Origin of the sequence: Pseudomonas sp. SJZ074, assembly GCF_007828215.1 — a bacterium.
In the GTDB taxonomy this organism is placed as follows: domain Bacteria; phylum Pseudomonadota; class Gammaproteobacteria; order Pseudomonadales; family Pseudomonadaceae; genus Aquipseudomonas.
Window position 1 is genome coordinate 72288 of the sequence record NZ_VIUE01000019.1, and the last position, 26677, is coordinate 98964.

The window sequence follows — 26677 nt, forward strand, 5'->3', positions numbered from 1 at the left end:
TAGCCTACAGATGCGAGATAGCCCCCTATAAGCCTGAATGCTCGGTCAATTGATTCACTGAGCGGATCGGGATGTATTGCCCAGGCGACACGGTCATTAGCTGTTTTACCCCGCTCTCACACAGTCCATCCACTTTAATCTTTCCTTAACCCACCCCCTCCAGACTGATCATCGTATTTCTCGATATTTCAAAGCGAAAATTTCCGCTTTAAATCGATAGATAACTCGCTAGTCTTGGTCGCAGTTTTTACAGGATATGAGCAATGCAGCTACGCAACTCTTCTTCTCGCTACGGCTGGGTCAGCATCGTCATGCACTGGGGCGTGGCGCTGGTGGTGTACGGGTTGTTCGCGCTGGGTCTGTGGATGGTCGGGCTGGATTACTACAGCACCTGGCGCAAAGACGCGCCGGACCTGCACAAGAGCATTGGCCTGGTGCTGCTGGCGGTGATGTTGCTGCGGGTGGTCTGGCGTTTTGTCAGCCCACCGCCACCGACCCTGGACACCTATGGGCGCATGACCCGTATCGGTGCGAAGATCGGTCATAGTGCCCTGTATCTCGGGTTGTTTGCCGTGATGGTTGCCGGTTACCTGATTTCCACCGCCGACGGTGTCGGGATTCCGGTGTTCGGTTTGTTTGAAGTACCCGCGCTGGTGTCCGGACTGCCCGACCAGGCAGACGTCGCCGGCCAGATCCACCTGTACCTGGCATGGGCGCTGGTCATCTTTTCCGGCCTTCATGCCTTGGCAGCACTGAAACACCACTTTATTGACCGTGACGCGACCCTCAAGCGAATGCTGGGGCGCCAAGCCTGATGTTCAACCTCGACTCCAAAGGAATAGAAAGCATGTTGAAAAAGACGCTCGCCGCCCTGGCAATCGGTTCTGCACTGCTGTCGGCCGGCCAGGCCATGGCTGCCGACTATGTAGTCGACAAGGAAGGCCAGCATGCCTTCGTCGACTTCAAGATCAGCCACCTGGGCTACAGCTTCATCACTGGTACTTTCAAGGACATCGACGGCAAGTTCAGCTTCGATGCTGCCAAGCCTGAAGACAGCAAGATCGAGTTCAACGTTCGTACCGCCAGCGTGTTCACCAACCACGCCGAGCGTGACAAGCACATCGCCAGCGCCGATTTCCTGAACGCGGGCAAATTCGCCGATGCGAAATTCGTTTCCACCAGCGTCAAGTCCACCGGCAAGAACGCCGATGGCAAGGAAACTGCCGATGTTACCGGCGACCTGACCCTGCTGGGCGTGACCAAGCCGGTGGTGGTCAAGGCTACCTTCCTGGGCGAAGGCAAGGATCCATGGGGCGGCTACCGTGCCGGTTTTGAAGGCACCACCAGCATCAAGCGTTCCGACTTCGGCAAGCAAAAAGACCTGGGCCCATCGTCCGACTTGGTTGAGCTGTACGTTTCGTTTGAAGGCGTCAAGGCGAAGTAACATTCGCGCCTGACAAAAAACGCCCCCGATCCTGCGATCGGGGGCGTTTTTTTATTGCCATACGAAATTCGAAAGATAACGCAGAACCCGTGTGGGAGCGGGCTTGCTCGCGAATGCGGTGCACCTGCGCCAATCACGTTGCCTGACACACCGCATTCGCGAACAATCCCGCTCCCACATTTGGATCTGCGACGATACAAAAAATGCCCCTGACCGTGAGATCGGGGGCATTTTTCAAGGCCTGGAAAAACTCAGCGATTACGAGTCAGCAACGCAGGTTTTTCACCCCGTGGGCGGCTTGGCAGTTGGTCCAGCTGTTCAGGCGTCGGGAAGCGGTCGAGCTTCGACTCCTTGTGCATGATTTTCGGCTGGTTGCCGCGAGGGTTTTGCACCGCCGGTTCCTGGCGCGCCTGGTCATCGCGGGCCGGGCGACGGCGGGCGTCTTCGCGGCGGGCCTGACCATCGCGAGGGCCGCCATTGCGCGGGCCGTTGCGCTTGGCGGGCGGGGTGCCGGTGGACGAACCGTTACTGTTGCGCGGACCGTTCTGGCGACCCTGTGACTGGCCGCCGCGTGGAGCGCCTGCGCCGGCGCCCTGTGCCGGAGCACCCGGACGGCGACCGCGACCCTGAGCCGGTTTCTGCTGTGGCACGTAGTCGACGCGGTTACCGAAGTTATCGATATCGTCGTCCAGAAACTCGTCTGGAGCGCGATCAGCGGCGGCACGAGGGACCGGGCGCTGTTGCTCACGGGCTGGCGTGCCTTCGCGGGGCTTTTGCTCACGTGCCGGGCGTTCGCCGCGACTGCCGCCAGCCGGTTTTTCCTTGCCTTTGCCCTTGTCCTTGCGGCCGCCACCGCCGCCATTCGGACCATCACCCCGTGGGCCGCGTGGATTGCGCGGGTTGCGCACGTCCGGGCGCTCACGCACCTCAGGCTTTTCGGCCTCGATGGTGCTGGCATCGAAGCCCATCAGATCGCCATCGGGAATCTTCTGCCGGGTCATGCGCTCGATGCTCTTGAGCAGCTTTTCTTCGTCCGGTGCGACCAACGAGATCGCTTCGCCCGAACGACCGGCCCGGCCGGTACGGCCGATACGGTGCACGTAGTCTTCATCGACGTTTGGCAGCTCGAAGTTGACCACGTGGGGCAGTTGGTCGATGTCCAGGCCGCGGGCGGCGATGTCGGTGGCAACCAGGATCCGTACTTCGCCGGCCTTGAAATCGGCCAAGGCCTTGGTGCGGGCGTTCTGGCTCTTGTTGCCGTGGATCGCCACGGCGGGCAGGCCATGCTTGTCCAGGTACTCGGCCAGGCGGTTAGCGCCGTGCTTGGTGCGGGTGAACACCAGGACCTGTTCCCAGGCGCCGGTGGTGATCAAGTGCGCCAGCAGGCTGCGCTTATGGCTGGCCGGCAGGCGGAATACGCGCTGTTCGATGCGTTCGACCGTGGTGTTCGGCGGCGTGACTTCGATGCGCTCCGGGTTGTGCAGCAGCTTGCCGGCCAGGTCGGTGATGTCTTTGGAGAACGTTGCCGAAAACAGCAGGTTCTGACGCTTGGCGGGCAGGCGGGCGAGGACTTTCTTCACGTCATGGACAAAACCCATGTCGAGCATGCGGTCGGCTTCGTCCAGCACGAGGATTTCAACGTGGGACAGATCGACGCTGCCCTGGCCGGCCAGATCCAGCAGGCGGCCGGGGCAGGCCACCAGCACGTCGACGCCGCGCGCCATGGCCTGGACCTGGGGATTCATGCCGACACCGCCGAAAATGCAGGCGCTGACGAATTTCAGGTCGCGGGCGTAGACCTTGAAGCTCTCGTGGACCTGGGCAGCCAGTTCCCGGGTAGGGGTCAGGACCAGTACGCGCGGTTGTCGCGGGCCGTGACGCTGGGATTTGTCCGGGTGACCGTTAGGGAACAGCCGCTCCAGGATCGGGAGGGCGAAACCGCCGGTTTTACCAGTACCTGTCTGTGCGGCGACCATCAGATCGCGACCTTGCAACACGGCGGGAATGGCCCGCTGTTGCACCGGGGTAGGCTCGGTGTAGCCGGCGGCTTCGATGGCGCCGACTAAAGCCTCGGAGAGACCGAGGGAAGCAAAGGACATGAGTAATCCTGTTTTAGTGAGGGCCTGGCCCAATGGGATAATCTTGCCTGGCGCGAATGACGTTCAAAAAGACGTCATCCCGTCCGGTCCTGCCGGGTCTGGAAGACAGCTCCGGACAGGGCTCGCGCTGGCTGGAAGCTGCGCTGTAGCGGTGTCGGGATGCCTTTTGCAAGACCGGGCGTCCGGGCGTGAGCCTGGCGGGAAGGCGCGAGTATAACAGAGCAAACGCCGTGCGCCGCTTTCCTGCTGCTCAACGGTTTATTTCAGCCTCCCATCGGCGGGCGCGGCACCGTAGCGTGCGCTCAGCTCGGCATAGGCCGGTTCGCGCTTGAAGCGCTTGAGCTCGGCGCTGAAACGCTGCACCAGCAGGTCCATCCCGGCCTTGCGCCGCAGGGCCAGGTATTGGCTTTGACGGCTTACAACGGTGGGGTTTTCGCTGATCTGGTCGCCCAATTGCATCTGCTTGAGCAAATGCCGGCCCACCCGGCGATCGGTGATGAGCAGATCGATCCGGCCCAGCTGCAGCTTGCCGAAGTTGGCTTCATGGGTAGGGGCCGTTTCACGCTTGAACAGGGTCGATTCGCGGAACGCCTGGTTATAGAGATAGCCGGGCGATGTGCCGACGGTCAGGCCGCTCAGGTCCGCGAGCGTGCGAAATGGATGGGGCCTGGCGTTGGCATGGAACATCACGAACTCCACCTCCGACAATGGCTCGTTGGGGTAGAGCAGCAGGGAGTCGCGTTCGTCGCTATGGAAAATATCCAGTGCCCCATCCGCCAGCCCTTGCTCCAGCATCGCCAGGCAACGTTTCCATGGCAGTAGTTGCCATTCGACATCAATGCCCAGGCGCTTGAACACGATGGCCGTGGTTTCGTAGTCCAGCCCCAGAATCTTGCCATTCTCCTCGAAGACGTAGGGCGACCAGGGTTCGGTGACGATACGCAACTTCTCGGCCCGGGCGGCGAGGCTCAGGCACAGGAGAAGAAGGGCGGTCAGTAATTGGGCGATGACGGGCATGGCCTGAGGTTACGACGAGTACGGACCAAATAGCTAGAGCGCTCTGGCTCGCTACTCGGCGCGTGGCCTAATGATCTGTGCGGTTCATCTGAGTGCACGAATCAGGCGACGCACGTCACTCGTTGCCCTTGGTTTGCATCAGGTGCGAGTAGATGGCTTTGCGGCGACGCCCCAGCACCAGGCGAATCAGCGGATGGTCGAGCCAGCGTTTGAGCTCGTGGTCTTCCAATGGCTTTTTCAGGCGGTGCTCGACGTTCTCGAGGGCCTTTTCCCACCAGACCGGGGCGCAAGCCTGATCGAACTGATTCGCATGACGGTGGCAGCCGTAGAGAATCTCCCGCATGAATTGTCGCTTATGGCCGGGCAGCGCCACGGTGACAAGTTTATAGGCCAGGCGCTGCAACGTCGGGGGGCGGGGCAGGGTGGCGGTAACCTGCCGGGTTTCATCCAGGGCCTGTTGGCAGACGGGATCGGCGTGGTGCTTATCCAGCCAGGCCTTGGTCTTGGCGCGGAACAGTTGCTTGCGGCTCCAGTAATGGTGGATCAGATCCGGACACTCGCGTACCTGCACCCGATGATAGGCTGCCACCGAGAGGCAGAATTCCTCCAGGGTATAGGCCCCTCTGGCCAGGGGATAAAGCTCATCCATCAGTGCAATCGAACGATCCAGCACGTCTGCATCGCTTGAATGAAGACCGATCACCCCGGAGTTGAGCAGTAGCATGTTGTCGTCCGCCAGTTGGCGCTGCTGCAGGACCTGCGCCAAGGCCACGTAGAGCTCGGCATCCTTGTTGTCGCCGTAGTTCAGGGTGATGGCATTGCATAGCAGCGTGCCGGGCTGGATGCGCCGGAACAGCTCTAGCGGCGAGCAATGGAAGAAGGTATCGGTGTCGATCAGAAGGGCCAGCTCGGTTTCCTTGAGCACTTTCTGCATGACCACATGCTTGGCACGGAAGTGATAGCCGTGGGGTTGCGTCCAGGCCTGTCGGGTCTCGTTGTCCAGGGGGCGCAAACGCACCGGCAGCCCCTCGTAGGGCTTGGGATTGTCAGTGAATACCTGGATGTCCAGCGCTTCACCCGGGGTTTCGCGCAGGCCGGCGAGGGCGCTGGCGATACTGAACACGGCTTCCTGATGATAGGTCGCGGCCCCGTAGACCAGATAGATGAGCTGTGGAGTTGGCGACCAGGGGTCGTTTGGCATCACTGCAATCCTTGAGCATCATTGGTAAAAGGCCCTGGCTTTCGCCAAGGCCTTCTTGTCACGACATTGCGTCTAACGTGGCAGGTTGAGGTTGTTCCAGACCGCTAGGCTGGGTTCGGCCTGGTTCAGAGTATAGAAATGCAGCCCGGGTGCGCCGCCTTGCAATAAACGCTCACACATTTGTGTGACCACGTCCTCGCCGAAGCGTTGGATGCTGGATGTGTCGTCGCCGTAGGCTTCCAGCTGTTTGCGGATCCACCGGGGTATTTCCGCACCACAGGCGTCGGAGAAGCGCGCCAGCTTGCTGTAGTTGGTGATCGGCATGATTCCCGGCACGACAGGGATGTCCACGCCCATCTTGCGCACGCGTTCGACGAAGTAGAAGTAACTGTCGGCGTTGAAGAAGTACTGGGTGATCGCACTGTTGGCCCCGGAGTTGGCCTTGTTGACGAAATTACGCAGATCGTCTTCGAAGTTACGCGCCTGGGGGTGCATTTCCGGATAAGCGGCGACTTCGATGTGAAAGTGCTCGCCGGTTTCTTCACGAATGAAGTTCACCAGGTCGCTGGCGTGGCGCAGCTCGCCACTGGCCATGCCCATGCCCGAGGGCAGGTCACCGCGCAGGGCAACGATACGCTGGATGCCTGCGGCTTTGTACCGGGCCAGCAGGGTGCGCAAGTCGTCCTTGCTGTCGCCTACGCAGGACAGGTGCGGGGCGGCCGGGATTTTGACTTCGCTTTCCAGCTGCAACACGGTGTTCAGCGTACGGTCGCGGGTCGAGCCGCCGGCGCCATAGGTGCAGGAAAAGAAGTCGGGATTGTGGTTCGCCAACTGGCGGGCAGTGGCGATCAGTTTTTCATGTCCAGCATCGGTCTTCGTCGGGAAGAACTCGAAGCTGTAGCGACGGTCTTGGGACATGGGGGGCCTCCAGCTGCGAGCTTCAAGCTGCAAGCTGCAAGAGGGCGGTGTGCCGAATTCTTGTGCTTAAGCTTGCAGCTCGCGGCTGCGTAATAGCGATGAAGAAGTAAGCCTCAAACCACAAGTAAACGAACTGCTTTTACTTGTAGCTTGAAGCTCAAAGCTTGCAGCTGCCGTCAGTACCGGTAAGCGTGCGGCTTGAACGGGCCTTCGACGGTCACGCCGATGTAGTCAGCCTGTTGCTTGGTCAGTTTGGTGACCACGCCGCCGAAACCGCGGACCATTTCCAGGGCCACTTCTTCGTCGAGCTTTTTCGGCAGTACTTCCACGGTCAGGCGCTCGGCTTTCTGGGCCGGCGACAGGTCGGCGTATTTCTGGCCGAACAGGAAGATCTGGGCCAGGACCTGGTTGGCGAACGAACCGTCCATGATCCGGCTTGGATGACCGGTGGCGTTGCCCAGGTTAACCAGGCGGCCTTCGGCCAGCAGGATCAGGTAGTCGTCGTTCTGTGGGTCGAAGCTGCCAGTGCCGGTGCGGTGAACCTTGTGAACCTGTGGCTTCACTTCTTCCCAAGCCCAGTTCTTGCGCATGAAAGCGGTGTCGATTTCATTGTCGAAGTGACCGATGTTGCACACCACGGCGCGCTTCTTCAGGGCCTTGAGCATGTTCGCGTCGCAGACATTGACGTTGCCGGTGGTGGTCACGATCAGGTCGATCTTGCCCAGCAAGGCCTTGTCGATGCTGGCTTCGGTGCCGTCGTTGATCCCGTCGATGAACGGCGAAACCAATTCGAAACCGTCCATGCAGGCTTGCATGGCGCAGATCGGGTCGACTTCGGACACCTTGACGATCATGCCTTCCTGGCGCAGGGACTGGGCCGAGCCCTTGCCCACGTCACCGTAGCCGATCACCAGTGCCTGCTTGCCCGACAACAGATGGTCGGTGCCGCGCTTGATGGCGTCGTTGAGGCTGTGACGGCAGCCGTACTTGTTGTCGTTCTTGCTCTTGGTCACCGAGTCGTTGACGTTGATGGCCGGGATCTTCAGCTCGCCCTTGGCCAGCATGTCCAGCAGGCGATGCACGCCGGTGGTGGTTTCTTCGGTCACACCGTGGACCTTGTCCAGCACGGCCGGGTATTTCTTGTGCAGCAATTCGGTCAGGTCGCCGCCGTCGTCGAGGATCATGTTGGTGTCCCACGGCTGGCCATCCTTGAGGATGGTCTGCTCCAGGCACCACTCGTATTCCTGCTCGGTCTCGCCTTTCCAGGCGAACACCGGGATACCGGCAGCGGCAATGGCGGCGGCGGCTTGGTCCTGGGTCGAGAAGATGTTGCAGGACGACCAGCGCACTTCGGCACCCAGGGCGACCAGGGTCTCGATCAGTACGGCGGTCTGGATGGTCATGTGGATGCAGCCGAGGATCTTCGCGCCCTTGAGCGGTTGTTCACCGGCGTATTTGCGACGCAGACCCATCAGGGCCGGCATTTCGGATTCGGCGATGATGATCTCGCGGCGGCCCCAGGCGGCCAGGGACATATCGGCGACTTTGTAATCGGTAAAATCTGCAGGCGTGATAACAGCGCTCATGAAGAGCCTCCATTCGTAATGTATGCGAATGGGCGCCGTTGTGCGTTTAGTGTCCGTGCGGGAGTACCGAGCGAACAACGCCCCATCCGAGCCTGACAGGTCTTGCCTGCTGCAGCGCCCCTCGGACAGGTGGCGGGAACGGTCCACAGCGTGGGCCGGTTAAAGCGAGGGCGATTATAGCGGGCTATTCGGATCTTCCAAAGGGTTTCTGTCGGCAAATCAAAAATGCCGATGACCGTTATTGAACCGGCGACGTAGAGCCTGCCTGCCCGGTCTGCCATGATGCAGCCATCCATCGGCAAGACGCTCAGGAGTGATCATGAATTTCCACACCCGCAAATGGGTCAAGCCCGAAGACCTCAACCCCAATGGCACCCTGTTCGGTGGCAGCCTGCTGCGCTGGATCGACGAGGAAGCGGCAATCTACGCCATCGTCCAGTTGGGCAACCAGCGCGTGGTGACCAAATACATCTCGGAAATCAACTTCGTCAGCGCTTCGCGCCAGGGCGACATCATCGAACTGGGGATTACCGCCACTGAATTTGGCCGCACTTCCATCACCTTGACCTGTGAAGTGCGCAACAAGATCACCCGCAAGAGCATCCTGACCGTGGAAAAAATGGTCTTCGTCAATCTTGGCGAGGATGGTCTGCCGGCGCCCCATGGGCGGACCGAGATCAAGTACGTCAAGGATCAGTTCAAGGACGATATCGCCAGCGAGTGAGATGGGCGATGCGCCCATCGCGGGCAGGCTCGCTCCCACAGAAGTCATCATTCCCCTGTGGAGCGAGCCTGCTCGCGATAGCGGTCCTGCAAACACTGAAAAATCCCTGGTTTCAATCAAGCTTGAGTCAGCACTGAACAGCTCCGCACACCACGTGTCGTAGATTCATCACGCCACCGGTTCAGGAGCTCTATGGACACCCACGAAGACGGCAAGACCCCTGACCTTTCCGCCCAGGAAAAGCACGAAGTCGACCGTAACCAGCCGCCGCGGGCCGCGGTGCTGCATGAAATCATCCGCACCCAGGGCAATCAGGAGCTGGAGCGCAGTGTCGCCGCGCTCTGGTGGTCGGCCCTGGCGGCCGGGTTGACCATGGGCCTGTCGCTGATGGCGATGGGGCTACTCAATTCCCGATTGCCGGAGGGCGAGGCCTTCAAGGTGATTGCCAGTTTTGGCTACTGCGCCGGTTTTCTCGCGGTGATCCTGGCCCGCCAGCAATTGTTCACCGAAAACACCCTGACCGCCGTGCTGCCGATCATGAGCAAACCCACCCTGGGCAATTTCGGTCGGCTGTTGCGGCTATGGGGTATCGTATTGGTGGGCAACCTGTGCGGCACCTTGCTGGTGGCCTATGTGATGCTGCATCTGCCGATTTTCGACCAGCGAACTGACTTGGCTTTCCTCGAGATCGGTCGCAAGGTCATGGAAAACGACACCCGCCAGATGTTCGCCAAGGGCATCATTTCCGGCTGGATGATTGCCACCATGGTCTGGATGATCCCCTCCATGGAAAGCGCCAAGATGTGGATCATTATCCTCATCACTTACCTGATGGCGCTTGGCGACTTCACCCACATTGTCGTCGGTTCCGCCGAAGTGTCGTATCTGGTATTCGCCGGGCAGTTGTCGTGGGAAGACTTCTGGCTGGTATTCGCCGCGCCGACCCTGGCGGGAAACATCATCGGTGGCAGCTTCATCTTTGCGCTGCTCAGCCACGCGCAAGTGCGCAGCGAGAGCGGCACGCCTAATCGGTCACCCCCACCGGAGCGCCCAGGCGACGTTGGTGACGAATGAAGTACAGGGCCGTCAGCACGGTCAATCCGGCGACCAGGGCCCCGGTCCAGGGCAGCTCGGCCAGGTCGACCCCGCTGCCGACCACCAGCCCGCCGATCCAGGCACCCGCCGCGTTGCCCAGGTTGAAGGCACTCTGGTTCAGCGTAGAGCCCAGGTTCGGCGCTTCATGGGCTTGGTCGATGATCAGCAACTGCAGGATCGGGCACAGGGCGAAGGCGAAGATCCCCCACAGCACCAACGTGATGGCTGCCGGAATCACTGAGTGGCTGGTCTGGCTGAACGCGGCCAGCACCAGCACCACGGCCAGGGCCATGCCCACCAGTGACGGCAGCAGACGCCGATCCGCCAGGCGCCCGCCGAGGAAGCTGCCAGCCGTCAGGCCGACCCCGAACAACAGCAACATGAGGGTGATGCCGTGGGGGCTGACCCCGGTGATGTCCTGGAGAATCGGTGCGATGTAAGTGAACACGCTGAACAGGCTGGTAGACGCCAATACGCTCATGCCCAGGGCCAGCAGCACGCTGGTTTTGCCCAGCACCTTGAACTCGCTGGCCAGGTTGGCCTTCTCCATGGTGATTTCCCTGGGCAGCCACAGCCATTGGGCGATGGCGGCGATGACGCCGATCACCGACACGGCCCAGAAGGTCGAACGCCAGCCGGCGTATTGCCCCAGCGCGGTGCCCAGGGGGACGCCGAGGACGTTGGCCAGGGTCAGGCCGGTGAACATCATGGCGATGGCTTGGGCGCGTTTGTTCGGCGCGACCAGCCCGGCCGCCACCACGGAGCCGATGCCGAAAAATGCACCATGGCATAGCGCTGTGATGACGCGGGCGGCCATCAGCGTGGCGTAGTTCGGTGCCAGGGCGCAGAGCATGTTGCCCAGGATGAACATCAGCGTCATGCCCAGCAACGTCGCCTTGCGCGGCATGTTGGCGGTGCCGACCGCCAGGATCGGCGCGCCGAACACCACGCCCAGGGCATAGCCGGTAATCAACAGGCCGGCCTGGGGAATGCTTACCGCCAGGTCGCGGGCGACATCGGGCAGCAAACCCATGATGACGAATTCAGTGGTGCCGATACCGAAAGCGGCAACGGCCAAGGCAAGCAAGGCGAGTGGCATGCGTGAGGTCTCTGTCTGTAGTCTTGACGCTCTGATCAGGCATACGCATGCCGTTGCCCTGACTCGGGGAAGGGGCGGCGGCAGAATTATTGGAATTGGCTTATGCGCAACTGAATGCGGCGTGGTCGTTTGCAGTATAAACAGCTGCGGACGGATCGCGAACCCATTCATTGCGTAGCTGCTCGGTGGGATAAGGAGGTGCTGTGCTTGCAACGGCCTTGGTGCTGGTGGCTGCGCTGCTGCATGCCGCCTGGAATACGTTGATCAAATTCAGCGGCGAGCGCCTTCTGGTGGTGGTATGCATGGACAGCGTCGCGCTGCTGTTCGCCATATCTGCCCTGGGCTTCGTGGCGCTGCCGCCGATGGACATCTGGCCGTGGATCCTGGCGTCGGCAGCCTTCGAGCTGCTGTATCGCTATCTGCTGATCCAGGCGTATCGGGTCGGAGATCTGGGATTGGTCTATCCGTTGATGCGCGGCTTGTCGCCGCTGGTGGTATTGGCCCTGACGCTGGTCTTTGCTGGCGAAGTACTGACGACTCAGCAGGCCCTCGGCATTTTGCTGATTCCGTTCGGTATGCTGTGCCTGCTATGGCAAGGCGGGGGTGGCGAGCGACTGCCCTGGTCGATGCTGCCGGTGGTGGTGCTGATTGGCTTGTGCATCGGTTGCTACACCTACATCGATGGCCAGGCCCTGCGGCGTTGGTCCCATCCGCTGGACTACCTGGTCTGGATCACTCTGTTCTGCGCCTGGCCATTCCCGCTGTTGGCCGTGGTGAGCAAACGACCGGCCTTCGTGCGGTTCTGGCTTGAACAGTGGCGGCTCGGGTTGGCGGTCGGGCTCTGCGTCTTGTTCAGCTACGCTCTGGTGCTCTGGGCCATGCAACTGGGGTCGATTGCCGAAGCGGCGGCGCTGCGGGAGATCAGTGTGATCCTGGTGGTGCTGTTCGGCATGCGCTACCTGAAAGAACCTTTTGGTCGGCCGCGGCTCTTAGCCTGCGGGCTGGTGCTGATTGGCATGCTGGTGATGAAATTCTGAGCGACTCCCCGATTTTCAATTCCCCCCTGAAACTCAAAGAAGGAACTGCGTCATGACGGTTGCCCTGTGGTGTATTTTGATCGCGATCATCCTGCCTTACCTGTGTATCGCCATCGCCAAGATCGGCGGGAGATACCGGTTGCAAGACAACCACGATCCTCGGGACTTCCTGGAAACCCTCGAGGGTTTTCCCCGGCGCGCATATGCCGCGCAGCTCAATAGCTTTGAAATTGCCCCGGCATTTGCTGCCGCGGTGATCGTTGCGCACCTGGCCGGCAATGCCGAGCTGGTAACCATCAATGTGCTGGCGGTGCTGTTCATCACCAGCCGCCTGCTGTACATCATTTGCTACCTGGCGGACTGGGCGATTCTGCGTTCGCTGGTGTGGTTCGTGGGAGTGGGGCTGATTGTCAGTTTCTTCTGTGTTTCTGTCTGAGCCTGGCTATTGAATCCTGAAGCCCTTCTGGCCTCTTCGCGAGCAAGCCCGCTCCCACATTTGATTTGTGAACGACACAGAGCCAGTGTGGGAGCGGGCTTGCTCGCAACGAGGCCGGTACAGACAACACATCTCTCAGGGATTGGCGGTGACGGTATTCGCCACCTGCGGCACTTGCGGCAACGCCGTGCCCTTGGGCCACAGCATCCAGATCTGCCCCTGTTGCTTCATGTCGCCGGCCAATTGACCCGCGGCTTCGCCGGTTCCCCAGAACAGGTCCGCTCGTACTTCGCCGGTAATGGCGCCGCCGGTGTCCTGGGCCGCTACCGGTCGGTTCAATGCGCTGCCATCAGGGCGGGTTGTGGAGAGCCATAACAGGCTGCCCAGCGGGATGACCTTGCGATCCACCGCCACGCTATAGCCAGCGGTCAGCGGCACATTCAACGAGCCCCGGGGGCCTTCGTTGCTGTCGGGGTTGCGGTTGAAAAACACATAGCTGGGGTTGCTGCCCAGCAGCTCGGGGATCCGCGTCGGATGAGCCTTGGCCCAGGCACTGATGGTGCCCATGGTCACGTCTTCCTTCTTCAGCTCGCCCTGTTCGACCAGCCAGCGTCCGATTGGCCGGTAAGGGTGGCCGTTCTGGTCGGCATAGCCGATGCGCAACTGGCGACCGTCATCAAGCCGAATACGTCCCGAACCCTGGATTTGCAGAAATTGCAGGTTCATCGGGTCCGTCAGCCAGGCAATCACGGGCGCCTTCACGCCGTTGGTCTCGATGGTGGCTGCGTCGTCGTAGGGCTTGAGTACCCGGCCTTCGAGGCGACCGCGCAGGCGCTTGCCCTTGAGCTCGGGGTAAAGGCTGTCCAGCGCGACGATGATCATGTCGTCCGGTACGCCGTACACCGGGATGTTGGCGCTGGCGGTCTGGGTGAGGCTGCCAGGGTAGACCGGCTCGTAATAGCCGGTGATCAGGCCATTGGGGCTGTTGTCTCCCGAGCGCAGGCCGTAGACGTCCAGGTTCTGTTTCAGGAAGTTGCGCACAGCGGGAGCGGTCTGCGGCACATTGGCCGCCGCTGCACAGGTGGCTCCCCAGGTCGCATCGGTCTTGAGCCGGGTGCAGGCGCTGCGCCAGGAGCCGAAACCGGCCAGCAGGTCGTCATCGGAGACCGCCGGCAGCGCTTCCCAGGGGGCGCTGGCATAAGTGGCGAGAGCGTGAGTCTGGGGCTCTTCCACCTTATCACCGCGGTTGCAGCCGGACAGCAGTGCGATCAGCGGTAGGGTCAATGCCAGGCCTTTGTGCCAGGTCTTGAAGCGGCTGTTCATGAAATTTTTCCTTGCAGTCGTTCGAACGCTGTCAGGCATTCGAACAACCCGTATTGTGAATAGGGCCATTGGTCTTTGCCGATGACCCGAGGATACTAACCGCCGTTTCCTGTCCCGAGGCCAAGATGTTTGTAAAACGATTTTCCATGCTTATGCTGGCCTGCCTGATGATGTCCGCCTGCGGCGGTGTCGATCCCAACTCCCCGCTGGGCCAGCGTAAGGCGATTTTCAAGCAGATGCTCAAGACCAACGAAGAGTTGGGCGGCATGTTGCGTGGGCGGGTCCCGTTCGACGGTGCCCGCTTCGCCGAGGGTGCCGTGCAGCTTGACCAGCTGTCCCGCGAGCCGTGGAAACACTTCCCGCCAGTACGCGAGCAGGACCACACCAGTGCCCGGGATGAAGTCTGGCAGAAACAGGCGCGGTTCCAGGAACTTGCCCACAGTCTTGAAGCGGCCACCGCGCAATTGGTGACGGCCAGCAAGGTCCAGCCCTACAGCGCCAGTTACCTGGGGCCGGCGGTGCAGAAGGTCGAGGATGCGTGCAGTGCCTGTCATAAGGAATTTCGGGATCATTGAGGTGGGGCAGCTTCAAGTTGCCAGGTACAAGCTGCAAATAAAGGGCTCGCGGTCCGCCGTTACTTGAAGCTTGTAGCTCGAAACTCGCCGCTTATTTATCCAACTCATCCACCGCTTCCTGCAACTCCTTGCGGGAGGCTGCGAGCTTGTCCTTGCGCTTGTTGATCCGCTCGGGATCGCCTTTTTTCATGGCTTTTTCCAAGTCAGCCTGACGACGGCTGACTTCGTGCTTGGCGTCGAGCACCTTGGTTTCACGCTCCTTGCGCAAGGACGCATCGGTGCAATGGGTGGTGACTTCATTCAGGGCCGTTTCCAGGCCTGCCTGTTGATCTGCATTACCTCGAGATTTGGCCAATTCGATCTGGTTGATGATGCCCTGGCGCTTGGCTGCACAACCGGTAAGTTCCGGGGTTTGCTCGTCCGCCATCAGGGGCGCGGCCAGGGTGGCGCACAACACCATCAGGGCAAAGGGGGGCAGGAAATTCATAGCAACTCCGTAAAAACTCGCGAGCGGTCGGTCCAGATGCGCTGTTGGAACGCACGTCCGCCCCTGGGTTCAACTGCGCGGGACAATGTCAGAAACCTTCGACTCCGGCAGCCCGTAATACTTCACTCAACGCCAGCACGTGCGGGTCGCGAAAGAAAGCGCTCAGCTGCGCGGCGCGTCCCGGCCCGATGCCGGCTTCAGCTTGCCATTGTTCGGTAGTCCGTTCGGCCAGTACCGCCCACGGCCCATCCAGCCTGGCCGCTCCGGTGGGCGGTAATCCAAGGGCCTTGAGCCATTGATCGAACGGGCGTTGTCGGGCGCTGTGTAAGCTGACGAGCAGGCGGGTGCTGCTGCGTTCGCCGAAGCCGGCCATGTTAGCAAGCTCGGCGGCATCGAGGGTCATCCAATCCAGCAATCCGTCGAGTCGGCCCGCCGCCAGGAGTTTTTCCCAGGTTCCGGGGCCGACATGGGGCAGGGCGAGGCCCTGCTTGCCGCTGAGCCAGCTCAGGCGCGCCAGGAACTGGCTTTCGCAGCCGGGTGTCGGTTGCCAGCAACTCAGCGGATGATAATCCGCCGCCACGGGCACAGTGATGTCCGGCCGCTCGACACTACGCAGCACAACGTCATCGAGTCGCGGGATGGTCAGCCCGGCCAGGCTGATGGCTACCCGGTCTCCCGGACGGATATCCAACTCCTCCCAGCGCTTGAGGGAGCTGACGCTCACCCGGCGGATCTGTCGGTCGTCGAGCATGACAGGTTCGAGTTCCAGCAGTGGCGTGATGCGTCCGGTGCGCCCGACGTTGAAGTGAACCTTGCGTACCTCGGCCAGTGCCTGGGCGTAAGGGTATTTCCAGGCCACGCCCCAGAACGGCGCCTTGGCCTTCCAGCGCTCGGCAGGCGGTCGGCGGCTCTGGCGCAAGACGATCCCGTCGCTGGCGAATGGCAACGGTGTGCGATACCAGTGGTCGCGCCAGCGTTCGGCGTCGGTCGCGGCCTGGATGGGCTGGCTGTAGCCACGGGTGTCGGTGAAGCCCAGGGCATGCAATGCGGCCTCCCGCTCGGGCAGGGTGGCGGGACCTTCGGGCCAGTCCCAGGTGAACAGGCCGATACCCGAGGCTTCTTCCGTCGTCAGATACTTACGGGTCATCAAGCCTGCCACGATTGCCCGGGCATTGAAGCTGCCATCCCTGGCCTGCACATGCTTATCCAGTCGCCAGTACAGCTCCCCCTGGACGAGTAGGTCCGAAGGCCGGCGCAGGCGCTGGGGAATGGCGCCGATCTTGCGCGCTGTCGACGTCCAGTCATGGCCTTGAACGCCATCGCCGCGGCTGATCGCCTGGTGCAGGCGACCTTCGCGATAGATCAGGGTGACTGCTACGCCGTCGACTTTCGGTTGGGCCCAGATGTCTTCCCGATTTTGCAGCCAGGCCCGCACGGCGTCGGCATCCTTCAGTTTATCCAGGCCCGTATGAGGGATCGGATGCCGCACTTTGCCGGCCGCCGAACGCAGCGGGTCAGCGGTTACCGCAAGATCGAAACAGTTGCGCCATTGGTCCAGTTGCCTACGGGACTGATCGTAAAGCTCGTCGGCGACCAACGAACGGTTCAGACGGTGATAGTTGTCGTCCCAGGCGTCGATTTGCCTTTGCAGGGCCGCGACCTCCGACCGGGCGCGTTGGTCGGACCAGTCGGGGCAAGGACCGGCGATGACGGGGATAGGGGTGAGTATTAAAACGACGAGTACACATAATAGCGGCAGCATCGAAGCATCCTTGCTGGGTAATGTGCCTGAAGGCTAGCCACTGACTCGGAGGAGGCGCGGGCTGGATGGTTACCGGATTTTGCCGAGCCTGATGGCATTGCTGTGGCGGTACAGTGGGACGCGATTTGACCGCGTAACTGTCTCTTGAACCCATTGCTGGCCGGCGCAGAATGGATCTTCCGATCCGCGCTGCCAGGAGTGCACCCCGATGGACCTGACGACACTCGCTGTTTTCATTCCGGCCTGTTTCGCCCTGAACATGGCGCCAGGCCCCAATAACCTGTTGTCCATCAGCAACGCCTCGCGTTATGGCTTCGTCCGGGCGTGCAGCGGCGGTATGGGTCGGCTGCTGGCGTTCGCCATCATGATTGCCTTGGCAGCGGTGGGACTGACCGCCGTGCTGCATACCTCGGAATTGTTGTTCCTGGGGATCAAACTCGTGGGGGCCGGGTATCTGTTCTACCTTGCCGTTCAACTGTGGCGGGCCCGACCCGAGGCCGATAGCGAAGCTGCGATGGGTTCGAAGGGCATGGGGCAACTGGCGCGCCAGGAGTTCCTGGTCGCGATCGGCAATCCCAAGGCGATCCTGTTGTTTACCGCGTTTCTGCCGCAGTTCGTTGACCGCTCGGGCACCGTCACCCAGCAATTCGCCGTGCTGGGCGGGTTGTTCCTGGCGCTGGAGTGCATTGCCATCGGGTTGTATTGCTACATGGGCATCTATGCGCGAAAGCTGTTTGCCCAACCCAGCGGCAAGCGTCTGTTCAACCGGATGTGTGCGGGGCTGTTGGCGAGCGCGGCTTCATTCCTGCTGGTGGCGCGGCGGACGTAGCTTGAAGGGCCCCTGTGGCGAGGAGATGAATCCTCTCGCCACAGGGGTTGTGATTCCGAACATGAAAAAGCCCCTGGCGACCAGGTCGCCAGGGGCTTTTTCATATCAGCAGGTATTACAGGCCGGCAGCGGCGCGCAGGGCGTCGGCGCGATCGGTTTTTTCCCAAGTGAAGGTGGTGAATGTGTCGCCACCGACAGTCTTGGTTTGCGGCGTGCGACCGAAGTGGCCGTAGGCTGCGGTTTCCTGGTACATCGGGTGCAGCAGGTCAAGCATGGTGGTGATGGCGTACGGACGCAGGTCGAACACTTCACGAACCAGTTTGATGATCTTGTCGTCGCCGATCTTGCCGGTGCCGAAGGTGTTCAGGGAGATCGATGTAGGCTGTGCAACGCCGATGGCGTAGGAAACCTGGATCTCGCAGCGCTCGGCCAGGCCTGCGGCGACGATGTTCTTGGCCACATAGCGACCGGCGTAGGCCGCCGAACGGTCAACCTTCGATGGATCCTTGCCGGAGAAGGCGCCACCGCCGTGACGGGCCATGCCGCCGTAGCTGTCGACGATGATTTTGCGACCGGTCAAACCGCAGTCGCCTACCGGGCCACCGATGATGAAGTTGCCGGTCGGGTTGATGTGGAACTGGGTGTCCTTGGTCAGCAGCTCGGCAGGCAGTACGTGCTTGACGATCAGTTCCATCACGCCTTCGCGCAGGTCTTTGTAGGAAACTTCAGGGTTGTGTTGGGTCGACAACACGATGGCGTCGATACCCACCACCTTGCCGTTTTCGTAACGGCAGGTGACCTGGGACTTGGCATCCGGACGCAACCACGGCAGCAGGCCGGATTTGCGGGCTTCGGCCTGGCGCTGCACCAGTTGGTGCGAGAAGGTGATCGGGGCCGGCATCAGCACGTCGGTTTCGTTGCTGGCGTAGCCGAACATCAGGCCCTGGTCGCCAGCGCCCTGATCTTCCGGCTTGCTGCGGTCAACGCCTTGGGCGATGTCCACCGATTGTTTGCCGATGATGTTCATCACGCCGCAGGTCGCGCCGTCGAAGCCGACGTCGGAGCTGTTGTAGCCGATGCCCAGGATGACGTCGCGGACGATCTGTTCCAGGTCGACCCAGGCCGAGGTGGTGACTTCGCCGGCGATGATCGCCACGCCCGTTTTCACCAGAGTCTCGCACGCCACGCGGGCGAACTTGTCTTCAGCAATGATGGCGTCCAGCACCGCATCAGAAATCTGGTCGGCGATTTTGTCCGGATGCCCTTCAGACACGGACTCGGAGGTGAAAAGGGAGTATTCGCTCATCTCGATGTTTTCCTACAAGTTACCGATGGTGAGTGTCGCCAGCCGGTCGCTGAAAGTGGCGAACCTGGATCTGGAAACCATTACGTAAGCCTACATAGAGGCTTTCCCCGGGCACGAGGCCCGCAGCGGTGGCCCAACGGGCCAGGTCGTCCTGTTCAAACCCCAGCCAGAGATCACCGCAGGCCTCCCTGGCCCAACTCTGGTTGTGGCTGCATAACTCTGTCACCAACAGGCTACCGCCTGGTTGCAGCAGGCCGGCCATGTGCCTGAGCGCATCGGCCGGTGCGGCAAAATGATGCAATACCATGTTCAATACAACGCAATCGGCCTGCAGGTTCACGCCCTCCAAGGCATCGGCCAATTGCAGGCTGACATGAGTCAGCTGTTCGCGTTCGCACACCTGGCGCGCCAGTTCGAGCATGGCCGGGCTGTTGTCCAGCGCCGTCACCTGGCTGAAGCGCCGCGCCAGTTCCGGCAGGAAAGCACCGTCGCCGGGGCCGACTTCAATGGCGGTGGCGGCAGGCTCGAAGCTCAGCTTGTCGAGCAGCGCCACGACGCTCTCACGATATTGCGGCAGTCCCGCGATCAGGTCCTGCTGGGCTCGGAATTTTTCCGCTACCCGTGCGAAAAAGTCCTGGCTGGCGGCGGCCCGCTGGCCATGCACCTGGGCGATGCGCGCCTGCACTTCCGCCGGCAGGTGCAGCTCGTCCACTTCATCCAGCAATGCCGCGTGCAACTTACCACCCAATAGCTCGGTATGGGGCAGGGCACGGCGATAGAAAATGGCGTTGCCTTCGCGGCGGGTTGCCACCAGGTCGGCCTGGGCCAGGACCTTGAGGTGATGGCTCATGCCGGACTGGCCGATGCCGAAGATCTGCGCCAGCTCCAATACGCCGAACGAATCGTTGGCCAGTGCGCGCAATACGTTGAGCCGCAACGGATCGCCGCCGGCCTTGCAGAGGGCCGCCAGCTCATCGCTGTCTTCATGGCGAATGGACGGCACGCGTAAGTTCATAGGGCGGCAGTCTAGTGATGGGGCTGGATCACCGCAAGGTCAATATCAAAAAGTTTTGATATTGCTCGATAAATGGCACTTCCTGAAACGGGCTTTACTCTACAAACCATCAGCGGAAAGGTTTCACCTGGCGAAAGCGACTTTATCCACCGGAAAAACCGCTCTGGATGACTATCTGTCATTGCCCCGGGCGGGTGGGTGAGGGAAAATGCACGCCTTTTTTCAGTTTCGTTATTCAAACCCAGGAGATCAGCGATGCCCAGCCGTCGTGAGCGTGCCAATGCCATTCGTGCCCTCAGCATGGATGCCGTGCAGAAAGCCAACAGCGGCCACCCAGGTGCCCCGATGGGCATGGCGGATATCGCCGAAGTGCTGTGGCGCGACTACCTCAAGCACAGCCCGAGCAATCCTTCGTTCGCTGACCGTGACCGCTTCGTGCTGTCCAACGGCCACGGCTCGATGTTGATCTACTCGCTGCTGCACCTGACCGGCTACGATCTGTCGATCGATGACCTGAAGAACTTCCGTCAATTGCACAGCCGCACCCCGGGCCACCCCGAATACGGCTACACCCCAGGCGTGGAAACCACCACCGGCCCGCTGGGGCAGGGCCTGGCCAATGCCGTGGGCTTCGCCCTGGCGGAAAAAGTCCTGGCAGCGCAGTTCAACCGGCCGGGTCATAACGTTGTCGATCACCACACCTACGTGTTCCTGGGTGATGGCTGCATGATGGAAGGCATTTCCCATGAAGTCGCTTCCCTGGCTGGCACCCTGGGCCTGGACAAGCTGATCGCGTTCTACGACGACAACGGCATTTCCATCGACGGTGAAGTCGAGGGCTGGTTCACCGATGACACGCCGAAACGTTTCGAAGCCTACAACTGGCTGGTGATCCGTAACGTTGATGGCCACGACCCAGAAGAGATCAAGACTGCCATCGAGACGGCCCGCAAGAGCGCCCAGCCGACCCTGATCTGCTGCAAGACCACCATCGGTTTCGGCTCGCCGAACAAGCAGGGCAAGGAAGACTGCCACGGTGCCCCCCTGGGTGCCGAGGAAATCGCCCTGACCCGCGCTGCGTTGAAGTGGGAACACGGTCCGTTCGAGATTCCGGCGGACATCTACGCCGAATGGGACGCCAAGGAAAAGGGCCGTGCCCTTGAAGCCGACTGGGATCAGCGTTTCGCTGCCTATTCCGCCGAATTCCCTGCGCTGGCCAACGAACTGGTGCGTCGCCTCAGCGGTGAGCTGCCGGCCGACTTCGCCGAAAAAGCCTCGGCCTACATTGCCGAAGTCGCGGCCAAGGGCGAAACCATCGCCAGCCGCAAGGCCAGCCAGAACACCCTGAATGCCTTCGGCCCATTGCTGCCGGAACTGCTGGGCGGTTCGGCCGACCTGGCCGGCTCTAACCTGACCCTGTGGAAAGGCTGCAAGGGCGTCACCGCCGAAGATGCCAGCGGCAACTACATGTACTACGGCGTTCGTGAGTTCGGCATGAGCGCGATCATGAACGGCGTAGCGCTGCACGGCGGCCTGGTGCCTTATGGCGCCACCTTCCTGATGTTCATGGAATATGCCCGCAATGCCGTACGCATGTCGGCCTTGATGAAGAAGCGCGTGCTCTACGTCTTCACCCACGACTCCATCGGCCTGGGCGAAGATGGCCCGACTCACCAGCCGATCGAGCAACTGGCGAGCCTGCGCTGCACTCCGAACCTGGACACCTGGCGTCCATGCGACGCCGTGGAATCGGCGGTGGCCTGGAAGTACGCGATCGAGCGCAATGACGGCCCGTCGGCGCTGATCTTCTCTCGCCAGAACCTGCAGCATCAGGCCCGCGAAGCCGGCCAGATCGACGAGATCGCCCGTGGCGGCTATGTGCTCAAGGATTGCATCGGCGAGCCTGAGCTGATCCTGATCGCCACCGGTTCCGAAGTCGGCCTGGCGGTCCAGGCCTACGACAAACTGACCGAGCAGGGCCGCAACGTGCGCGTGGTGTCCATGCCGTGCACCAGCGTGTTCGATGCCCAGGACGCCGGCTACAAGCAATCGGTATTGCCGCTGCAGGTCAGCGCGCGGATCGCCATCGAGGCTGCTCATGCCGACTACTGGTACAAGTACGTGGGCCTGGAAGGTCGCGTGATCGGCATGACCACCTACGGCGAATCGGCGCCCGCGCCGGCGTTGTTCGAGGAGTTCGGTTTCACCCTGGAGAACATCCTGGGTCAGGCTGAAGAATTGCTGGAAGACTGATCCGAAAGTTGCGTCGTCCGGACTGCCGTCATCGCGAGCAGGCTCGCTCCCACAAGGATCTCCACCGACCCTGTGGGAGCGAGCCTGCTCGCGATAGCGCTGATTCAGCCGACGCTGCCCTAATGGACTCACCCTGGTCAGAGAACCTCCATGCCCCAACCGCGTCCCTACAAAGTTGCACTCAACGGCTACGGCCGGATTGGTCGTTGCGTCTTGCGTGCGTTGTTCGAGCGAGGGGCAGAGGCCGGCTTCGAAATCGTGGCCATCAACGATCTGGCCGACATGGCCAGCATCGAATACCTGACACGCTTCGACTCCACCCATGGCCGGTTTCCCGGCGAAGTACGGGTCCAGGGCGATTGTCTGCACATTAATGGCAACTGCGTGAAAGTCTTGCGCAGCGCCACTCCCGAAGGCATCGATTGGGCGTCCCTCGGCGTCGATCTGGTGCTCGAGTGTTCCGGTGCCTATCACACTCGCGAGGACGGTGAGCGTTTCCTCGCTGCCGGTGCACCGCGGGTGTTGTTTTCCCAACCGATGGCCAGTGAAGCGGATGTGGACGCTACCATCGTCTACGGCGTCAACCAGGATTGCCTGACTGGCCGCGAGTTGCTGGTATCCAACGCTTCCTGCACCACCAATTGCGGCGTGCCGCTGTTGCGCCTGCTGGATCAGGCCATTGGCCTGGAATACGTGTCGATTACCACCATCCATTCGGCGATGAACGATCAGCCGGTGATCGACGCCTACCATCACGAAGACTTGCGCCGCACCCGCTCGGCATTCCAGTCGGTGATTCCGGTGTCCACTGGTCTGGCGCGAGGCATTGAACGGCTGCTGCCGGAACTTGCGGGGAGAATTCAGGCCAAAGCCGTGCGAGTGCCGACGGTCAACGTGTCCTGCCTCGATATGACGATGCAGACCGTGAGTGATACCGACGCCACCGAGGTCAACCGGATCCTGCGCGAAGCCGCTACCAGCGGCCCGCTCAAAGGCCTGCTCGCCTACACCGAGTTGCCTCATGCCAGCTGTGATTTCAACCATGACCCCCATTCGGCCATCGTCGATGCCAGTCAGACCCGTGTATCCGGCCCGAGGCTGGTGAATATCCTGGCCTGGTTCGATAACGAATGGGGTTTTGCCAATCGAATGCTGGATGTTGCCGGGCATTACCTGCAAACCGCTTCTAAAAAACCTGCTCTCTAAACAGTTACCCAGGAATTGCGACCCATGACCGTGTTGAAGATGTCCGACCTCGATCTGCAAGGTAAGCGCGTACTGATCCGCGAAGACCTCAACGTCCCTGTCAAGGACGGTGTTGTCACCAGCGACGCGCGTATCCTGGCCTCGCTGCCGACCATCAAGCTGGCCCTGGAAAAAGGTGCGGCCGTGATGGTCTGCTCCCACCTGGGCCGCCCGACCGAAGGCGAGTTCTCTGCCGAAAACAGCCTCAAGCCCGTGGCCGATTACCTGAGCCGTGCCTTGGGTCGCGAAGTGCCGCTGGTGGCTGACTACCTGGGCGGCGTTGATGTGAAGGCCGGCGATGTCGTGCTGTTCGAAAACGTGCGCTTCAACAAGGGCGAGAAAAAGAACGCCGACGAGTTGGCCCAGCAATACGCCGCCTTGTGCGACGTGTTCGTGATGGACGCTTTCGGCACCGCCCACCGTGCCGAGGGCTCGACCCACGGCGTGGCGAAGTTCGCCAAGGTTGCTGCGGCCGGCCCGCTGCTGGCGGCTGAGCTGGATGCATTGGGCAAGGCCCTGGGCGCACCGGCCAAGCCAATGGCGGCCATCGTTGCTGGCTCCAAGGTGTCGACGAAACTCGACGTGCTCAACAGCCTGAGCCAGATCTGCGACCAGTTGATCGTCGGCGGCGGTATTGCCAACACCTTCCTCGCCGCAGCCGGTCACCCGGTCGGCAAGTCCCTGTACGAACCGGATCTGCTGGACACCGCCCGCGAAATCGCCGCCAAGGTCAGCGTGCCGTTGCCGGTGGACGTGGTGGTCGCCAAGGAATTCGCCGAAAGCGCCACTGCTACCGTCAAGGCCATCGCCGACGTGGCCGCCGACGACATGATCCTGGACATCGGCCCGCAGACGGCGGCCAACTTTGCCGAACTGTTGAAATCTTCCAGGACTATCCTGTGGAACGGCCCGGTCGGTGTGTTCGAGTTCGACCAGTTCGGCAACGGCACCAAGGTCCTGGCCCAGGCCATCGCCGACAGCGCTGCGTTCTCCATCGCCGGTGGTGGCGACACCCTGGCGGCCATCGACAAATATGGCGTGGCCGAACAGATCTCCTACATCTCCACCGGCGGTGGTGCGTTCCTCGAGTTCGTCGAGGGCAAAGTGCTGCCGGCGGTAGAAGTCCTGGAAAGCCGGGCCACGGCCTGAGGCTGAATTGACCAGGCAAGGGAGTGTTTTTATGGTCAAGACGTGGGCGCTTTTGTTGTTGACCGCGGCCCTGGCCGCTTGTGGGAGTCACCCGCCAGCGACGCCGGAACCGGCCGCCAGCGATCCGGAGCCAGGCTGCTACCAGGCGGACTGGCAGGCAGAAACCAACCCGGTGCTGAACAAGCGCTCCGGGCCGGACGGTCTGGACAAATACGAAACGCAAACCCCGACCAAGGAACATGGTTGTCCTTGACGGGTCTGACCCTTTAACTCATGGCTGGCGGCATGCGCCGCCGGTCGAGGAACACGGATGAAAGGCTTGATCGCCGTTGTGGCATTGGCATCGCTGGCCGGTTGCGCGCAGTTGGGTTTTTCGAATGCGTCCGAACCTGTGGCGGGTTGGACGACCTGGACCTGTGACAGCGAGGCCAAGGTGCTCTGGCGCTATACCGACGCCACCCATAAGGCCGTCGATGTACGCCTGGGCGGGGCCGATAAGGTTTATCGCCTCAAGCTTGAGCCGGGTGCTGAAGGTTCGCTGTACAGCGATGACATGCTGGCCTTTCACATCAAGGGTGAGGAAGGCCTGGTGTATTGGGTCGCCACCAATGACTTGATTGGGCGGGGTTGCAAGGCCAATTGATCCATATAGATCCAATGTGGGAGCGGGCTTGCCCGCGAATGCGGCGGGTCAGCTTGCATATCTGCTGAATGTGAAACCGCATTCGCGAGCAAGCCCGCTCCCACAGGGGCCTCTATAGTTTTGAGATTTCGTTTCACCGAACACGCAGGCGAGGGCCAACCCCCGACCTGCAATGACTTGAATAGCCGCCGCCGCTACGGCAGGCTGGCACGATTAACGACCCTCGACCGGGAGAGACACACAATGGCACTTATCAGCATGCGTCAGATGCTGGACCACGCAGCCGAATTCGGCTACGGCGTCCCAGCCTTTAACGTCAACAACCTTGAGCAGATGCGCGCCATCATGGAAGCCGCTGACAAGACCGACTCTCCGGTCATCGTCCAGGCTTCGGCCGGTGCCCGCAAATACGCCGGTGCGCCGTTCCTGCGTCACCTGATCCTGGCGGCAATCGAAGAGTTTCCGCACATCCCGGTGTGCATGCACCAGGACCACGGCACCAGCCCTGACGTCTGCCAGCGCTCCATCCAACTGGGCTTCAGCTCGGTGATGATGGACGGCTCCCTGGGCGAAGACGGCAAGACCCCGACCGACTACGAATACAACGTACGCGTCACCCAACAGACCGTTGCCATGGCCCACGCCTGCGGCGTTTCGGTGGAAGGTGAGCTGGGTTGCCTGGGCTCGTTGGAAACCGGCATGGCCGGTGAAGAAGACGGTATCGGCGCCGAAGGCGTGTTGGATCACAGCCAGATGCTGACCGACCCGGAAGAAGCCGCCGACTTCGTCAAGAAAACCCAGGTCGACGCCCTGGCCATTGCCATCGGCACCAGCCACGGCGCCTACAAGTTCACCAAGCCGCCCACCGGTGACGTGCTGGCGATCGACCGCATCAAGGAAATCCACAAGCGCATTCCCAACACCCATCTGGTGATGCACGGCTCGTCCTCGGTGCCGCAGGAATGGCTGGCGATCATCAATCAGTACGGTGGCGACATCAAGGAAACCTACGGTGTGCCGGTCGAGGAAATCGTCGAGGGCATCAAGCACGGCGTGCGCAAGGTCAATATCGACACCGACCTGCGCCTGGCGTCCACCGGTGCCATGCGCCGTCTGATGGCGACCAACCCGAGCGAGTTCGATCCGCGCAAGTTCTTTGGCGCGACCGTGACTGCGATGCGTGATGTGTGTATTGCGCGTTATGAGGCCTTTGGTACGGCGGGTAATGCTTCGAAGATCAAACCGATCTCTATGGAAGCGATGTTCCAGCGGTATCTGAAGGGTGAGTTGAACGCTAAGGTCAACTGAGGCTTAGGCGATATAAAAAACCCGCAGTGATGCGGGTTTTTTGTGTGATTGTTTGGAGGCGAAGACGTTAGAGCAAATGTCCATTTATCACCTATTTGAAATGCACGATCTGTAGCAGTCGGTGTG

25 protein-coding genes and 1 riboswitch are annotated in these 26677 nt (G+C 61.2%); of the genes, 14 read left to right on the forward strand and 11 right to left on the reverse strand.

What is annotated here, in order from left to right; all coding sequences use genetic code 11:
- The first annotated feature begins 263 nt into the window (after nt 1-263).
- Both FBX99_RS19165 and FBX99_RS19170 read left to right on the forward strand, forming a co-directional pair.
- Complete coding sequence (locus FBX99_RS19165) at nt 264-815, forward strand: cytochrome b (protein WP_144926267.1); 552 nt, start codon at nt 264-266, stop codon at nt 813-815.
- Between the two features lie 32 nt (nt 816-847).
- Complete coding sequence (locus FBX99_RS19170; protein ID WP_144926270.1) at nt 848-1444, forward strand: YceI family protein; 597 nt, start codon at nt 848-850, stop codon at nt 1442-1444.
- Nucleotides 1445-1695: 251 nt separating this feature from the next.
- On the opposite strand, the gene FBX99_RS19175 is transcribed toward FBX99_RS19170, so the two are convergent.
- The 5 genes from FBX99_RS19175 to ahcY form a co-directional block, all read right to left on the reverse strand.
- Nucleotides 1696-3543, reverse strand: a complete 1848-nt coding sequence (locus FBX99_RS19175) for a DEAD/DEAH box helicase (protein WP_145132558.1) — start codon at nt 3541-3543, stop codon at nt 1696-1698.
- 258 nt (nt 3544-3801) lie between these two features.
- Nucleotides 3802-4560: an ABC transporter substrate-binding protein gene (locus tag FBX99_RS19180; RefSeq protein ID WP_144926275.1), complete on the reverse strand. Its 759-nt coding sequence runs from the start codon at nt 4558-4560 to the stop codon at nt 3802-3804.
- A 115-nt stretch (nt 4561-4675) separates the two neighbouring features.
- A complete protein-coding gene (locus FBX99_RS19185; protein WP_145132560.1) occupies nt 4676-5761 on the reverse strand; it encodes a hypothetical protein in 1086 nt (361 codons plus the stop codon).
- Between the two features lie 72 nt (nt 5762-5833).
- Nucleotides 5834-6679 (reverse strand): methylenetetrahydrofolate reductase [NAD(P)H], encoded by an 846-nt coding sequence (gene metF / locus FBX99_RS19190; RefSeq protein WP_144926280.1) that lies wholly within the window; start codon nt 6677-6679, stop codon nt 5834-5836.
- A gap of 176 nt (nt 6680-6855) precedes the next feature.
- Nucleotides 6856-8265, reverse strand: a complete 1410-nt coding sequence (gene ahcY / locus FBX99_RS19195) for an adenosylhomocysteinase (protein WP_024778853.1) — start codon at nt 8263-8265, stop codon at nt 6856-6858.
- 23 nt (nt 8266-8288) lie between these two features.
- Nucleotides 8289-8394: riboswitch (S-adenosyl-L-homocysteine riboswitch) on the reverse strand.
- A 190-nt stretch (nt 8395-8584) separates the two neighbouring features.
- Here ahcY and FBX99_RS19200 point away from each other — a divergent pair.
- Nucleotides 8585-8989, forward strand: coding sequence for an acyl-CoA thioesterase (locus FBX99_RS19200; protein WP_024778852.1), 405 nt, complete (start codon nt 8585-8587; stop codon nt 8987-8989).
- Nucleotides 8990-9181: 192 nt separating this feature from the next.
- Nucleotides 9182-10063, forward strand: a complete 882-nt coding sequence (locus FBX99_RS19205; RefSeq protein ID WP_144926283.1) for a formate/nitrite transporter family protein — start codon at nt 9182-9184, stop codon at nt 10061-10063.
- Here the strand turns inward: FBX99_RS19205 and FBX99_RS19210 are convergent.
- Nucleotides 10014-11183 (reverse strand): MFS transporter, encoded by a 1170-nt coding sequence (locus tag FBX99_RS19210; protein ID WP_144926286.1) that lies wholly within the window; start codon nt 11181-11183, stop codon nt 10014-10016. The genes FBX99_RS19205 and FBX99_RS19210 overlap by 50 nt on opposite strands.
- A gap of 203 nt (nt 11184-11386) precedes the next feature.
- Between FBX99_RS19210 and FBX99_RS19215 the strand changes: the two genes are divergently transcribed.
- Together FBX99_RS19215 and FBX99_RS19220 are read left to right on the forward strand one after the other, a co-directional pair.
- Entirely contained in the window at nt 11387-12220 is an 834-nt protein-coding gene (locus FBX99_RS19215; RefSeq protein ID WP_144926289.1) for an EamA family transporter, read from the forward strand.
- Nucleotides 12221-12272: 52 nt separating this feature from the next.
- Nucleotides 12273-12656 (forward strand): MAPEG family protein, encoded by a 384-nt coding sequence (locus FBX99_RS19220; RefSeq protein ID WP_047702407.1) that lies wholly within the window; start codon nt 12273-12275, stop codon nt 12654-12656.
- A 135-nt stretch (nt 12657-12791) separates the two neighbouring features.
- Here the strand turns inward: FBX99_RS19220 and FBX99_RS19225 are convergent, their stop codons facing one another.
- The gene (locus tag FBX99_RS19225; RefSeq protein WP_144926292.1) at nt 12792-13979 is read right to left on the reverse strand and encodes a murein transglycosylase A; all 1188 of its coding nucleotides are present in this window, start codon (nt 13977-13979) and stop codon (nt 12792-12794) included.
- Between the two features lie 125 nt (nt 13980-14104).
- Between FBX99_RS19225 and FBX99_RS19230 the strand changes: the two genes are divergently transcribed.
- Nucleotides 14105-14554 carry a cytochrome c gene (locus tag FBX99_RS19230; protein ID WP_145132562.1) on the forward strand — a complete coding sequence of 150 codons (450 nt, stop codon included), beginning with the start codon at nt 14105-14107 and terminating at the stop codon, nt 14552-14554.
- A gap of 91 nt (nt 14555-14645) precedes the next feature.
- On the opposite strand, the gene FBX99_RS19235 is transcribed toward FBX99_RS19230, so the two are convergent.
- Both FBX99_RS19235 and ligB read right to left on the reverse strand, forming a co-directional pair.
- A complete protein-coding gene (locus FBX99_RS19235; protein WP_144926298.1) occupies nt 14646-15041 on the reverse strand; it encodes a DUF1090 domain-containing protein in 396 nt (131 codons plus the stop codon).
- Between the two features lie 88 nt (nt 15042-15129).
- The gene (gene ligB / locus FBX99_RS19240; RefSeq protein ID WP_144926301.1) at nt 15130-16803 is read right to left on the reverse strand and encodes an NAD-dependent DNA ligase LigB; all 1674 of its coding nucleotides are present in this window, start codon (nt 16801-16803) and stop codon (nt 15130-15132) included.
- A gap of 208 nt (nt 16804-17011) precedes the next feature.
- On the opposite strand from ligB, the gene FBX99_RS19245 reads away from it, so the two are divergent.
- Nucleotides 17012-17632, forward strand: a complete 621-nt coding sequence (locus FBX99_RS19245) for a LysE family translocator (protein ID WP_144926304.1) — start codon at nt 17012-17014, stop codon at nt 17630-17632.
- Nucleotides 17633-17747: 115 nt separating this feature from the next.
- On the opposite strand, the gene metK is transcribed toward FBX99_RS19245, so the two are convergent.
- Nucleotides 17748-18938, reverse strand: a complete 1191-nt coding sequence (metK, locus tag FBX99_RS19250) for a methionine adenosyltransferase (RefSeq protein ID WP_144926307.1) — start codon at nt 18936-18938, stop codon at nt 17748-17750.
- Between the two features lie 19 nt (nt 18939-18957).
- Nucleotides 18958-19953 carry a metalloregulator ArsR/SmtB family transcription factor gene (locus FBX99_RS19255; RefSeq protein WP_144926309.1) on the reverse strand — a complete coding sequence of 332 codons (996 nt, stop codon included), beginning with the start codon at nt 19951-19953 and terminating at the stop codon, nt 18958-18960.
- Between the two features lie 255 nt (nt 19954-20208).
- On the opposite strand from FBX99_RS19255, the gene tkt reads away from it, so the two are divergent.
- From tkt to fba, 6 genes are all read left to right on the forward strand, one after another.
- Nucleotides 20209-22206, forward strand: a complete 1998-nt coding sequence (gene tkt / locus FBX99_RS19260) for a transketolase (RefSeq protein ID WP_144926312.1) — start codon at nt 20209-20211, stop codon at nt 22204-22206.
- A 150-nt stretch (nt 22207-22356) separates the two neighbouring features.
- On the forward strand, nt 22357-23412 hold the full coding sequence (gene epd, locus FBX99_RS19265) for an erythrose-4-phosphate dehydrogenase (protein ID WP_144926315.1): 1056 nt from the start codon (nt 22357-22359) through the stop codon (nt 23410-23412).
- Nucleotides 23413-23436: 24 nt separating this feature from the next.
- Nucleotides 23437-24600, forward strand: a complete 1164-nt coding sequence (locus FBX99_RS19270) for a phosphoglycerate kinase (RefSeq protein WP_145132564.1) — start codon at nt 23437-23439, stop codon at nt 24598-24600.
- 31 nt (nt 24601-24631) lie between these two features.
- Nucleotides 24632-24853 (forward strand): hypothetical protein, encoded by a 222-nt coding sequence (locus FBX99_RS19275; protein ID WP_144926321.1) that lies wholly within the window; start codon nt 24632-24634, stop codon nt 24851-24853.
- A gap of 57 nt (nt 24854-24910) precedes the next feature.
- Entirely contained in the window at nt 24911-25243 is a 333-nt protein-coding gene (locus tag FBX99_RS19280) for an MliC family protein (RefSeq protein WP_144926324.1), read from the forward strand.
- Between the two features lie 243 nt (nt 25244-25486).
- Nucleotides 25487-26551, forward strand: a complete 1065-nt coding sequence (gene fba, locus FBX99_RS19285) for a class II fructose-bisphosphate aldolase (protein WP_024778835.1) — start codon at nt 25487-25489, stop codon at nt 26549-26551.
- Nucleotides 26552-26677 lie beyond the last annotated feature (126 nt).

What these genes read in the sequence shown, in the direction of transcription:
- FBX99_RS19165 (WP_144926267.1), top strand. Translation starts at nt 264, where the DNA reads ATGCAGCTACGCAACTCTTCTTCTCGCTACGGCTGGGTCAGCATCGTC.
- FBX99_RS19170 (WP_144926270.1), top strand. Translation starts at nt 848, where the DNA reads ATGTTGAAAAAGACGCTCGCCGCCCTGGCAATCGGTTCTGCACTGCTG.
- FBX99_RS19175 (WP_145132558.1), bottom strand. Translation starts at nt 3,543, where the DNA reads ATGTCCTTTGCTTCCCTCGGTCTCTCCGAGGCTTTAGTCGGCGCCATC.
- FBX99_RS19180 (WP_144926275.1), bottom strand. Translation starts at nt 4,560, where the DNA reads ATGCCCGTCATCGCCCAATTACTGACCGCCCTTCTTCTCCTGTGCCTG.
- FBX99_RS19185 (WP_145132560.1), bottom strand. Translation starts at nt 5,761, where the DNA reads ATGCCAAACGACCCCTGGTCGCCAACTCCACAGCTCATCTATCTGGTC.
- metF (WP_144926280.1), bottom strand. Translation starts at nt 6,679, where the DNA reads ATGTCCCAAGACCGTCGCTACAGCTTCGAGTTCTTCCCGACGAAGACC.
- ahcY (WP_024778853.1), bottom strand. Translation starts at nt 8,265, where the DNA reads ATGAGCGCTGTTATCACGCCTGCAGATTTTACCGATTACAAAGTCGCC.
- FBX99_RS19200 (WP_024778852.1), top strand. Translation starts at nt 8,585, where the DNA reads ATGAATTTCCACACCCGCAAATGGGTCAAGCCCGAAGACCTCAACCCC.
- FBX99_RS19205 (WP_144926283.1), top strand. Translation starts at nt 9,182, where the DNA reads ATGGACACCCACGAAGACGGCAAGACCCCTGACCTTTCCGCCCAGGAA.
- FBX99_RS19210 (WP_144926286.1), bottom strand. Translation starts at nt 11,183, where the DNA reads ATGCCACTCGCCTTGCTTGCCTTGGCCGTTGCCGCTTTCGGTATCGGC.
- FBX99_RS19220 (WP_047702407.1), top strand. Translation starts at nt 12,273, where the DNA reads ATGACGGTTGCCCTGTGGTGTATTTTGATCGCGATCATCCTGCCTTAC.
- FBX99_RS19225 (WP_144926292.1), bottom strand. Translation starts at nt 13,979, where the DNA reads ATGAACAGCCGCTTCAAGACCTGGCACAAAGGCCTGGCATTGACCCTA.
- FBX99_RS19230 (WP_145132562.1), top strand. Translation starts at nt 14,105, where the DNA reads ATGTTTGTAAAACGATTTTCCATGCTTATGCTGGCCTGCCTGATGATG.
- FBX99_RS19235 (WP_144926298.1), bottom strand. Translation starts at nt 15,041, where the DNA reads ATGAATTTCCTGCCCCCCTTTGCCCTGATGGTGTTGTGCGCCACCCTG.
- ligB (WP_144926301.1), bottom strand. Translation starts at nt 16,803, where the DNA reads ATGCTGCCGCTATTATGTGTACTCGTCGTTTTAATACTCACCCCTATC.
- FBX99_RS19245 (WP_144926304.1), top strand. Translation starts at nt 17,012, where the DNA reads ATGGACCTGACGACACTCGCTGTTTTCATTCCGGCCTGTTTCGCCCTG.
- metK (WP_144926307.1), bottom strand. Translation starts at nt 18,938, where the DNA reads ATGAGCGAATACTCCCTTTTCACCTCCGAGTCCGTGTCTGAAGGGCAT.
- FBX99_RS19255 (WP_144926309.1), bottom strand. Translation starts at nt 19,953, where the DNA reads ATGAACTTACGCGTGCCGTCCATTCGCCATGAAGACAGCGATGAGCTG.
- tkt (WP_144926312.1), top strand. Translation starts at nt 20,209, where the DNA reads ATGCCCAGCCGTCGTGAGCGTGCCAATGCCATTCGTGCCCTCAGCATG.
- epd (WP_144926315.1), top strand. Translation starts at nt 22,357, where the DNA reads ATGCCCCAACCGCGTCCCTACAAAGTTGCACTCAACGGCTACGGCCGG.
- FBX99_RS19270 (WP_145132564.1), top strand. Translation starts at nt 23,437, where the DNA reads ATGACCGTGTTGAAGATGTCCGACCTCGATCTGCAAGGTAAGCGCGTA.
- FBX99_RS19275 (WP_144926321.1), top strand. Translation starts at nt 24,632, where the DNA reads ATGGTCAAGACGTGGGCGCTTTTGTTGTTGACCGCGGCCCTGGCCGCT.
- FBX99_RS19280 (WP_144926324.1), top strand. Translation starts at nt 24,911, where the DNA reads ATGAAAGGCTTGATCGCCGTTGTGGCATTGGCATCGCTGGCCGGTTGC.
- fba (WP_024778835.1), top strand. Translation starts at nt 25,487, where the DNA reads ATGGCACTTATCAGCATGCGTCAGATGCTGGACCACGCAGCCGAATTC.